The sequence below is a fragment of the Colwellia sp. MB02u-14 genome, assembly GCF_014076915.1.
In the GTDB taxonomy this organism is placed as follows: Bacteria; Pseudomonadota; Gammaproteobacteria; order Enterobacterales; family Alteromonadaceae; genus Colwellia_A.
This window is the reverse complement of record NZ_JACGUX010000080.1, coordinates 232,895-244,387: the sequence shown is the minus strand read 5'-3', so window position 1 is coordinate 244,387 and position 11,493 is coordinate 232,895. Positions and strand designations below refer to the sequence as shown.

Annotated in this window: 4 protein-coding genes and 1 pseudogene; 1 reads left to right on the top strand and 4 read right to left on the bottom strand. The window is 41.5% G+C overall.

Going from position 1 to position 11,493, the window contains the following annotated elements; all coding sequences use genetic code 11:
• Positions 1 to 76: 76 nt before the first annotated feature.
• Positions 77 to 997: a universal stress protein gene (locus H4J52_RS13955; RefSeq protein ID WP_182181281.1), complete on the top strand. Its 921-nt coding sequence runs from the start codon at positions 77 to 79 to the stop codon at positions 995 to 997.
• 133 nt (positions 998 to 1,130) lie between these two features.
• On the opposite strand, the gene H4J52_RS13950 is transcribed toward H4J52_RS13955, so the two are convergent.
• The 4 genes and pseudogenes from H4J52_RS13950 to H4J52_RS13935 form a co-directional block, all read right to left on the bottom strand.
• Positions 1,131 to 1,313, bottom strand: a complete 183-nt coding sequence (locus tag H4J52_RS13950) for a hypothetical protein (RefSeq protein WP_182181282.1) — start codon at positions 1,311 to 1,313, stop codon at positions 1,131 to 1,133.
• Positions 1,310 to 1,501 (bottom strand): annotated as a pseudogene (locus tag H4J52_RS13945) (hypothetical protein); the annotation flags it as partial. The pseudogene H4J52_RS13945 and the gene H4J52_RS13950, both read right to left, overlap by 4 nt.
• Positions 1,502 to 1,728: 227 nt before the next feature.
• Positions 1,729 to 10,245, bottom strand: coding sequence for a GH36-type glycosyl hydrolase domain-containing protein (locus tag H4J52_RS13940; RefSeq protein WP_182224959.1), 8,517 nt, complete (start codon positions 10,243 to 10,245; stop codon positions 1,729 to 1,731).
• The gene (locus H4J52_RS13935) at positions 10,242 to 11,237 is read right to left on the bottom strand and encodes a universal stress protein (RefSeq protein WP_182224958.1); all 996 of its coding nucleotides are present in this window, start codon (positions 11,235 to 11,237) and stop codon (positions 10,242 to 10,244) included. Before H4J52_RS13935 ends, H4J52_RS13940 begins: the two co-directional genes overlap by 4 nt.
• Positions 11,238 to 11,493 lie beyond the last annotated feature (256 nt).

Genomic DNA, 11,493 nt, shown 5'->3' with positions numbered 1-11,493 from the left:
AAGCAAGAGCACCCAAACGAACATTGGTCTCAATGAACGACAATGGGGGAAGTTAATTAATGAAAGAGGCGTTACGATGAAAATACAACATATTCTTGTCATTATGGATCCTACCATTGACGAACAACCTGCCTTGGTTAGAGCGATTCAATTTGCAAAAAAATTTGATGCAAGCATAGAGTTATTTTTGGTGGTACATCAGAGTGGCCTTACCCCTAAATGGTTTAATAAAGAGCATCCGCGAGAAGAAATTATTCATCATTATTTGAAAACAAAACAACGCTGGCTTAATACTTATCTTTCCCAAGTTACCCAAGAAAATATATCAGTAAGCTCCGAAGTTAGATGGCATAAACCGCTTTATGCTGAAATTCTAAAAAAAGTGACACAATGCCATGCTGATATAGTCATTAAATCGACTCATCCACATCCTTTGCTTGAGCGATTACTTTTTACACCAAACGACTGGCAATTATTAAAAGCTTGTCCCGTACCTTTGTTGCTAGCAAAATCCCCCTCAACTACTGCCTATAACAATGTAATGGCTGCTGTAGATTTGAAGAAAGTTGAAGACGAACGCACAAATTTAGATAAGGATATTCTTGATACTAACGCGATGATGTCAGAATTTTTTAACGCGGTTGCTCACGTTACCCATGCTTATGATCCGATTGGTCAAGAAATAGGACCATCAATGGGAAGTGGTCTTTTCGGTTTTCATCTTTCTACAGAAGATTATCAACTATATCAAGATCAGCAACAGGAATATCACGAAAGTGAATTTGCCCATTTAATAGAGCATTATGGCTTAGATGAGAAAAACACCTATTTAGTCCATGGAATAGCTTCTGCTCATCTTATTGATATTTCCAAAGACAAAGATATTGATCTCTTGATTATGGGTGTACGACTACATTCGGGTTTTGTCGGCACAACGGCGGAAAATATATTAGACCAAGTAAATTGTGATATTTTGGCGATAAAACCGAGTTATTAAAGCCACATATTTAATTTAGGTTTAAATTATAGGTAGCTATTTTTCCCTAAAGTAATCTAACAATACTATGAAGCACCGCATTTTTAGTAGCGACTAGTATTACGTAGGGGAATTTTAAGCATTTAGCCTTACATCATAACGTAGTTTTGTTAGTTAACATTTTATAAACATCAATCAGAATAAGTGTGACCAAGCCCAGAATGAGCGCAATAAGAAAATTACCAATGCGTATAACCATTTTATGAAAATGACTCCGTTCTTTTTGTGATACTTTGGCAATAACGGCATTAAAACCAGTATGTTGTCCCGTATTCATAACCAACACTTGCATTCCCCCTGTTTGATTATGGTATTCATGTAGTCGACTACGCTCTCTTTTTTGGTAACAGATAGTGACTCTGCTGTAAGTAATGACTTATCAATTGAGATAAAGTCATCATTAAATAATTGCACACCCGCGGGCATCACATCACCCATGCGTAATCTAATAATATCACCAAAGACAAGTTCTCTGGCTGAACTAAATTAATAATTTCCCCAAGTAATACAGGCACTTAAAGCACAACTTGTTGTTGTAACACTTTGAATGCGTATGGCGCTTTGGGTTCCTGAGAAAAATCAAGCACAACATTAATCATCAACGTTTTTCACTGCTATGCTGATTTAGCCTGTCTAATAGATATTGTAATATTCATTTTTTGCTATAAGTCATTTATTTTATCTCACCAAATCTAGCCTAATCTAACGACAACATTAAGCACTTCATCATTAACCGGTAATGGTATTTTATTGCCAGTAATTGTTTCACCATTCACGGTGATTTCAGCCACGCCGTGCCCTACCCCTTGATTATCTTCAACACATAATTCTATTACACCATGATCACGCGTTAACGTTGCGTTATAGCCAAGCCATGATTTGGGAATACAGGGATTCATAGCAAGGTGTTTTGCTTTAAAGTTAATACCGAGAATGGCTTCGACGCCTAAGCGATATGCCCAAGACGATGAACCCGTATACCAACTCCAACCACCCCGTCCGACATGTGGCGATACACTGCCAATGTCAGCTGCGATGACGTAAGGCTCTATTTTATAGGTGTTCATGTCCTCTTGATTTAACGAATGTTCAATCGGATTAAGCATCCGAAAAATACGCATAGCACCGTCACCGTCACCTTGACGCGTTAGCGCCCACGCTAGCCAAATAGCAGCATGCGTGTATTGTCCGCCATTTTCTCTTATGCCTGGAGGATAAGCTTTGATATAACCCGGATCTCGCATGGTCGCATCAAAGGGAGGTGTTAATAAGAGCACAACCTTATTCTCTTCGTCGACGAGTTCATCTTGTGCTGATTGTAATGCTTGGGCAGCACGTTCAGGATCCCCTGCTCCACTTAAGGTAGCCCATGATTGTGCGATGGAATCAATACGGCATTCTTGACAGCCTGCTGAGCCCCACGGCTGACCTTCATCGTCATAAGCGCGTCGATACCATTTACCATCCCAGCCTGATTTTTCAATGGCCTGCGCTAATTCTTTTGCGCGATCACGCCACACATTTACCGACAGCTTTTCAGGCCACATTTCATGTATATCAGTAAAGGATTCAATCACCGCAATGGCAAACCAAGATAACCATATGCTCTCACCTCGTCCACGCGCGCCAATACGGTCCATGCCGTCATTCCAATCACCAGCGCCCATCAACAACAAACCATGTTTACCTGACGAGTTAATACCGCGATTTAATGCACGCTTACAATGCTCAAATAAGCTATAGCCCTTTGACGTTCGCTCATATAGGGTGTATCGATTTTCTTCTCTGTGGCCCAAAGGCTCACCCGTTAAAAAAGGTATTTGTTCATCAAAAATAGTTTTATCCCCAGTAACGTCGACATAGTAAGCGGTGACATAAGGCAGCCATAGCAAATCATCTGAAAAATGGGTTCGCACACCTCTGCCCATTGGCGGATGCCACCAATGCAGCACGTCGCCTAAATCAAACTGGTGCGCGGCACTTTCTATGATATGTTTACGTGCTATTGCTGGCTCTGCATAGACCAATGCCATAACATCTTGTAGTTGATCTCGAAAACCATAAGCACCACTTGATTGATACAATCCACAGCGAGCAAAAATTCGACAAACTAACGTTTGATAGAGTAGCCATTGATTCATCATTAAATCAAATGAAGGCTCTGGGGTTTTAACCTGCAGTGAGTTGAATAAACGTGACCAGCGTGCGCGCACTTTTTTCCAATTTTCTGGGAGAGTTTGTGGTTGCTGCCATTTTTCGATGAGCGCTTGTGCGTGTTTTGGGTCATCACCTTGACCAAATAAAAACAATACCTCTGCAGCCCCATTAGCAGGCACATCAACATGTATTTGTAACGCGGCACAGGGATCAAATTTAGCGCCCACGGAGCCGCTAAGCCCCCAACGCTCTAACGCTTCGGGTGTGCTAAACCTACCTTTTCTCCCCAAAAATTCAGATCTGTCACCGGTGAAACCATGAACCTGTCTATCTGAACACAAAAAAGTCATTCGTTCAGAGAAAGCCGCATTCCATACATTTCTCGCGAGTAGTGCATTTGTCTTGGGATCAAATTCCGTCACAATATGAGGCGCACTGCTCGAGCGTGCTGCACCTAATACTAGTTCTGCATAATAGGTAACTGTTAAACGTCGCGCTTTACCTTGGGTATTTTTCAATGCTAAGCGCGTTACTTTAACAGGGTCCTCATGGGCAACCATTACGGTTAGCGCTTGTTCTAAGTGGTGTGAATTGCTGCGCCATTGACTATAACCTGCACCGTGTGTTATTTCACAAAGGTTACCCGTACCAATGGGGTCAGGCGTAACTGTCCAAACTTGGCCTGTTTCTTCATCACGTATATACACCACTTCGCTCGGGCAGTCTTTAACAGGGTCGTTTGCCCAATGGGTGAGTCTATTTTCACCGCTATTAATAGCCCAAGTGTAACCACCACCAGCTTCAGACACTAAACAACCAAAATTTTCATTGGCGAGTACGTTAGACCATGGTGCTGGCGTGGTTTGATCTGGCGCTAAATAAATAACATATTCATCACCTTTAGGGCTAAAGCCGCCGGTACCATTAAAGCAAACGAGATCAGTACGACGTTCAACTGGCGGACTTACTGTTGGGCCTATTTGTGCTGCTGTGGCGACAAACGTTGGCAAGCAATTTTCTTTGCTATCTTGTGATATTATTGGTTTATCTAATGAATCATAGTCACTTAAAATCGCATGAGCGCTCGCTCTAAGTAAATCTCCTTGTTCAAGGGACATTTGACCTAGGTGAAGTAAATGTACCCCGCTGCGTTGCCCAAGTAGAGTTTCTGCGCCAATGTCCTGTAACAGCCCCTGAACTTTGTCACTAATTTCGTCAATATAGCCGCTACTTCCCTCATGAATAATAACAAAATCAATTTCTAGGCCTTTTATATGCCATTGCTGATGAGCACACATGAGCACACGAAGCAAAGCAACGTTAGTTTCATCATGTAAACGGAACAGTAAAATGGGAAAATCACCTGAAATGCCGAAAGCCCAAAGTGCAGACTGATTCAATTTATTTTTTTTAATGACACTTTCTTCTACCCGAAGCGCTGCATGTGATTGCATGAGTACGGATAAAAGGTTTTGCAGTTGGGGTAAGTAAGGTACTGCATATTCACAGTTTTTCATGCCTAAACTGGCTTTGAACAGCGCATCGTGAAACACTAAATCAATAGAGGATAACACTTCATAACAGTGGGCTATCTCAAACAAAGACCGACGCGAGCTACTCGCAATAGTAACAAAAGCGAGTTTTTCTGTGGCAAATGCAGACAGCTCTACAGTTGCTTGCAAAGACATAATCGGGTCTAAGGTCCAACCCAGAGATTCTGACAAGCCATCACGAAGTCCTTGAGGATTTTGTGAACTGCCGTTACGACCCATAAAGTGCGCACGGTCTGTTTCAAAACTGGTTAATTTTACGGCATCGCTATCACACAAAAAGCGATGCATAAGCGCAGGAGGCTTTTCATTCGGCTCGCGTGAACGACGTTCAAATACAAGCGCATTCATGCTTTTAGCGAGTTCACTATGAATAAACAACTTACTAAACGCCGGATGGCGTTGATCAGCGCTGGGTGCTGTAAGCACAACTTCAGCATACGTTGTTATGGTAAGACGACGTACCTGTTGGGTATCATTAATTAACGTTATACGGCGAATTTCAACATCATCATTCGCCGACACGGTTAAGTCCATACGTAATGATATACCATGATCTTGTCGATGAAATTCAACCATATGTGAGTGAAAAACCACATCGTACTTTTTATTGGTTTTATTCATCGGTAGCCGACCAACAGACCACATTTCACCACTGTCTTCATCACGCAGATATATCCAAACGCCCTGGCTTTCAAGGGTAGTGTCTGGCGACCAACGGGTTAACGCATTATGTCGCCAGTTAAGTCCACCCGCGCCAGAGTCGGTGATCAACGTATTGAGGCGACCATTACCCAATACGTGAACTTCGGGAAAAGCACCACACAATGCCGGTTTCCACGTGGGTAGATGAGGTAGATTATGTACCTCAAAATCAATTGCTTCTTCCGCTTTGGTGATAGCATCGGTTGGAAATTCAAGTGAACTATCTAACGCCAGTTGTTCATGCAACAACAGATCAACCGTTTGCACAATAGTACTGCGTTGAAAACGCGTTACATGGGGCTCTTTAAACAATACATTAGCTAACGCAACAAATATCATGCCTTGGTGATGCGCCATATGTGAGCGAACAATAGTAAAATCACGATTTAGAGGTAAACGGCTTGGGGTATAATCTATTGCCTCATACATACCATAAAGGTTTAACATGCCCAGTTCACTGAGTCGTTTTAGGTTATCAGTGGCTCGTTGAGGATAAATAGCCAGTGCTAACGCAGTAGCATAAGGCGCAATAACGGTATCGAGTTCTAGGCCACGCTTGAACCCTAAACTCGGGACACCAAACGCACGATATTGATAATTATGTTGAATATCTACCGTCGAATAACCTGATTCAGATATTCCCCAAGGTGTTGAACGTTTTTCACCACTTCTAATTTGTTCATCTACGGCAACCTGTTCACTTTGGGCAAGTAAGGTTCCTTCTGCACTGCATATTAATAAGCGAGGCATTAGGTACTCAAACATCGTCCCCCCCCAAGATATCAATACATTTTGACCCGATACTTTGGTAATCGAACGACCCAATGCGAACCAATGTTTGGTGGGTATATCGCCCTTACCCATAGCAACAATACTGGCTAGCCTAGCTTCTGACGCCAATAAATCATAGTGATGGGGATCCATCACGCCAGCACTGTCATTGAAACCAATATGAAAGAGTTGTGTATATTCATCATACAACAAACGAAAATCCATTCTGGCAACTTCAGCAAGACATTTTTTTGATATAGTGCGCAGATTTTTTTCCAGTTTTAAGGCATTTTGCATGGACGTATTGAGAGAATTATCGAGGGTCGTCAACCATACAGAAATGGCATTGTCTGGATTTTCGTTCCATAAATGCGGTTTTTCTTCACGTAAATTTAGGATGATTTTTTTAGCCATGACACACGCGGGTGATATTTCGGCCAGTGGCAGTGTTGGCCGTAATATACGGCGTAACATAATTAAGCCATCATGATACTTCAGCGCATCGGCTTCATGCTCTGAGGTGCTCGGACAAGTTAGCATGGTTAACCATGGAAATAACCTGTCCAGATCTCGTTGCATATCACGTAAATGTGCATGTGCTCGTCCTACCCATACACGAATATTTCGTAAAAAAGTGACCCCATGGGCAGATGATTTTTTCGCCAAGATATTTACCAAATGGCGATCAAATTCAATAAAGTCATACTCACAGAACTCTTGTATGGTTAACCACCAAATCTCGGTATTATCGCGCGCAGTTGCCGCTTTATTACGAATCTGGGCCGCATGCTCACACAGTGTTGTAAATTCTTCTTTGTTATCACAATCGAGTTTAGCTACTGCCTCTTCAATAAGTGCGATGGTGTCCATTAAACCATCCCAACGTGTAGGAGAAAATACTGGGCTGTTTTGTATAGTTTTACATCCCTCATTAAGCGTTAATAATGCCGCCGCCAAATTGCCACTATCAACCGTTGATACATAACGTGGTAACAGTACTTCTAGGGTCTGGGTATCGTACCAGTTAAAAATATGCCCTCGGTAGTGCTCCAGTTTTAAGAGTGAATCGAGACTCGCAAGTACGCGTGAAACAAGTTCAGTTGGCCCAATATAACCAAAGTCCCAAGCTGTGAGATTTGATAGAAACATCATGCCAATGTTGGTGGGTGACGTTCGGTGAGAAATAATACCATGAGGGTCTTCTTGGTAGTTATCAGGCGGTAACCAATGGTCTGCAGGCCCAACAAATGTTTCAAAGAATAACCAAGTACGTCGAGATAGACGCCTTAGAAAAACAACATCATGCTCATCTAATTGCTCGACTGTTTTAGGTATTGGCTGGCTGATTAACCGGGCAATTTCTGGTGATAGCAACCAAAGTATTAAAAAAGGAGCCGCAATAGGTAATGCGGCTACCTTTGTGTAAAAAATAATAATCGCGAACAAGCAAGTTAATAAAATTCCTGGCGCCATTTCTCGCCAGTAATACCATGAAGAATCTTTATTTTTTAAATGTTTATCTGTATGCGCTGCACTTACCCATTGCAGTAAATTTTGTTGAGAGATTGTTATTCTAAAGAGTGTTCTAATTACCGCATCAAGGGCAACAATGGCTTCGTGTGGCAGAAAAACAATCAACATAAGCCAACGACCTGTATTGGATAATATTTTTGGGCCTAAATTTTCAAAGTCATTCCAATGAAAATGTCGAGTAATGCCAATAATGAAATGACCTATTTGGTGACCCACCGGCGCAATAAGCGCTAACGCCGTCCACACTAAAGGGTTACCCGGTAACCAAATCCAACCTACCATTAGCCATAAAAGCAAAGCTGGGGCTAATACACTTCGTCGTAAATTATCAAAAATTTTCCAGCGCTCAATTAAATCAATGTCATTTCGGCAATAGCTATTATCACTTAGCCTAACCTGACGTTTCAACCAAGGAAGGAGTTGCCAGTCTCCGCGTATCCATCGATGTAAGCGACGTGTAAAGGCTAAATAGTGATTAGGAAAATCCTCATAAAGTACAATGTCTGAGGCTAGCGCCACACGACTTTTAATGCCTTCAAATAAGTCATGACTTAACACCGTATTTTCTGGCACACAGCCCCCTAAACACCGTCTAAATGCGGATACATCATAAATACCTTTGCCAACAAAAATACCACAGCCAAAGAGGTCTTGATAAACATTAGACACCGCTTGGCTGTATATATCTATAACACGGTCACCCGATGCTAATCGTGAAAACCATGTACTCTCTGCACGCGACGGTGCTATTTCAATACGCGGCTGAATGATGCTATATCCCGCGATTATCTTGTCGGTTTTATCATCAAAAACAGCACGATTTAACGGGTGAGCTAGCGTACCAATTAAACGCGCCGCCATTCCTCGGCTTAACTGCGTATCGCTATCAAGGGTAATAACAAAGCGAATGGCGCGCAGGGCTGAAATATCACCTTCACTAAGACTGAACGCGGAACATTTTTCATCGCGTAAGAAGTGATTAAGTTCATCAAGTTTTCCCCGTTTGCGCTCCCACCCCATCCAACAACGTTCACTCGCGTTGTATTTTCTATCTCTGTGTAACAGGTAAAAAGGAGCTTTTCCATTAGCACGGTACTTGTCATTAAGCCCTATGATACCTTCACGAACATGCCCTAAAAATTGGTTGTCAGTTGGTTCAGTTTCTTGGCAGGCATCCAAATAATCGGTAAGTAACACAAAATGTAGCGCGGGATCGGTATTTGATAAATAATGTCGCTCAATGCGTATAAGCAGTGAGTCAATTTCCTCAATACTGCCGAGCAAGGTCGGTATGACAATCGCCGTAGGAAAATCTGGATTGATTTTTTTATCAAAATCGAGTTTATTAAGAATGCGTGGTGGTAGTAAACTGGTTAAAGTCCAATGCAATGTAGACACTGCCAACATAGAAGCAGGAATAAGTGCCAACAACGAGCCAAGCACTAACTGCGCTATATTGGCGTGGTTAATGTACAAATAATAACAGGCAAAAAATTCAGTTACGCCGATAAACGAGACTAATAGCGATAAGTACACAGTAATAGCGTGTTTTTGTAGTAACCGTTTACCGCGTTGCTTCCATGAAAGGTAATAATTCACTTTTTCTTCTAAAACAACTTGTCCATCATCTACCAACCAGAAACCTACATGGCTCTCTCTTTCATTATTTGATTCAGTTTCGTCTGCCAGTTCGAGTGTACAACGCGCTATATCTTCTTCACTGTAAGACGTAGCACGCGCTAATTTTTCAATTTTTTTACAATATCTATCTCGACTTTCAAAATCTAATTGAGCATAAACACCAGCGGGATCATTACGCAACTTCTTTTCGACGACACTCACTTGTTCAAAAAAAGTACGCCATGGAATCGTTTCAATTACTGATAAACAATGTAATGCGCGCCCTAAACAATCAATATCATCAATAGCAGTGGCTGCTGATTGCCCTGCCTTGCTGGGTTTATAAGGTAAGTTAAGTTCGGGGACAATACGCACTACACTGGCCATAACCAGCTCAATACACGCTAAGCGCAATAGCGTAGGTAATGCCCATAATTCAGCGATATCAAGAGGTGATTCTTTTTGATATGCCTGAATAAAATCAACCAATATCGGCATAGCTATTTGTATACCGCCAGCGGCGAGTAAACCACTGGCTATATGATAAGCCCTCGGTAAACGGTCATGACCTTTACTACTTTGTGTGCTCGGTAAAAGCTTGTAGTAATCCTCAGGCATATCAATTTTTATTTTTTGGAGGGATCGCTCTAACACATAACTATTATCAAATATCCATTCCGCTACTTTTGCCGTATTTATATCAGCAGTATTAAACGACTTTTTAGCATTTTCTATCCAGTTAGGTATTTTAGGCAAGGCAATAAGCAATGGAATTGGCTTCGGTTTTTTCGAAGACAGTACGTGACCTAATGCCAACTCTTGTGCTTTTATTTCAACAAAACCCGTATCTAACGCTCCAAACTCATAAGTCATAAAGCCGCCTGTAAGGGCAAGCGAGACGACGATTCTAGTAGCGAATAATCGAGTTTATCAACTGATTTTCTCTCCGATATATTTCCACGTAAAAGCATAACGGGCACGTGGCAATTTTCTAGAAAATCGAGGGCAGTTTTGCCACAATATTGGCCTTGGTGGTTAGAACTTCCATGGGCTGACATAATCACCATATCAATTGCTTGAGCATCAACAATGTTAATTAATTCATCTGCAACACCATGATTATTAATCAATGATGTTTTAACTGGAATGTCTGTCGTTGATTTTAAACGTGATTCTATTTTATCGAGATAGTGCGAGGCAATGTTCCAGTTGTACTCTCTTATATTTTCAGCAAGAGCTAAGCCCTCTGAATTTAGCGGCTCCATTTGTGTAATGCCTGATTCTGGAATCACGTGCGCAAGGACCATTTCACAGTGCTGATAATTAGCGATATTAACAGCATAGGCGAGTGCACTCTCAGCCCAACTCGAACCATCTAAAGGCACTAATAATCTACGAAAAAAAAGCGTCGAATTATTGTCATGCCTTTTGTGTGTCGCCAGTGATTTGGCAGGTATGAGCAATATGGCGCTGGAGGTTCCTGAAATTAATTTTTGAGCGGTACTTGCTAACGGCCACTGTGTTTGTCCGTTAGTTCCATGACTGCAAAGTACCGTAAGGTCAATATCGTGTGTATTTATCCAATGGTGAATCTGTTCTGCAGGTTGGCCTTCTATTATCTCTGCAGAGACTAAAACATCGCAATTTCTGATCTCAGATTGAATGGTATTAAGGTAACGTGTAGCTTCATGCTTTTGCATTTCCCACTCAAAGCAATCCATTGGCGCATTGAAGTCTAAATCAGATTTTTCAAGCACATGCAAAATGGTAATTCTAGCACCAAAACCGCGTGCTAAAGTCACCGCGAATGGTATTACCTGTTTAGATAATTCAGAAAAATCAAGGCAAACTAAAATATGTTGCATAATAACTCCTTAACGCTAAAAGCTTACGAGTCAATAAGTTTTGTGTAAGCATAATAAATAAGCTAACTTCACCTGACACTCGCATGAATTATCAGTATATTTGACGAGATAAATATCCGAACTGATAATGATCAGACAAGGTTGAAATGGTTAATTTATGTTATTAATTGGAATGGAATTTGTAACGATTAACCAAAAGCAACATAGCCGAAGTTGCTTCCGTTATTTGTGTCGTTATGGAGGGGGTATTTACAGT

Excerpts from the sequence above, each read along its gene's own strand:
- H4J52_RS13940 (WP_182224959.1), bottom strand. The coding sequence starts at position 10,245 with ATGACTTATGAGTTTGGAGCGTTAGATACGGGTTTTGTTGAAATAAAA.
- H4J52_RS13935 (WP_182224958.1), bottom strand. The coding sequence starts at position 11,237 with ATGCAACATATTTTAGTTTGCCTTGATTTTTCTGAATTATCTAAACAG.
- H4J52_RS13955 (WP_182181281.1), top strand. The coding sequence starts at position 77 with ATGAAAATACAACATATTCTTGTCATTATGGATCCTACCATTGACGAA.
- H4J52_RS13950 (WP_182181282.1), bottom strand. The coding sequence starts at position 1,313 with ATGAATACGGGACAACATACTGGTTTTAATGCCGTTATTGCCAAAGTA.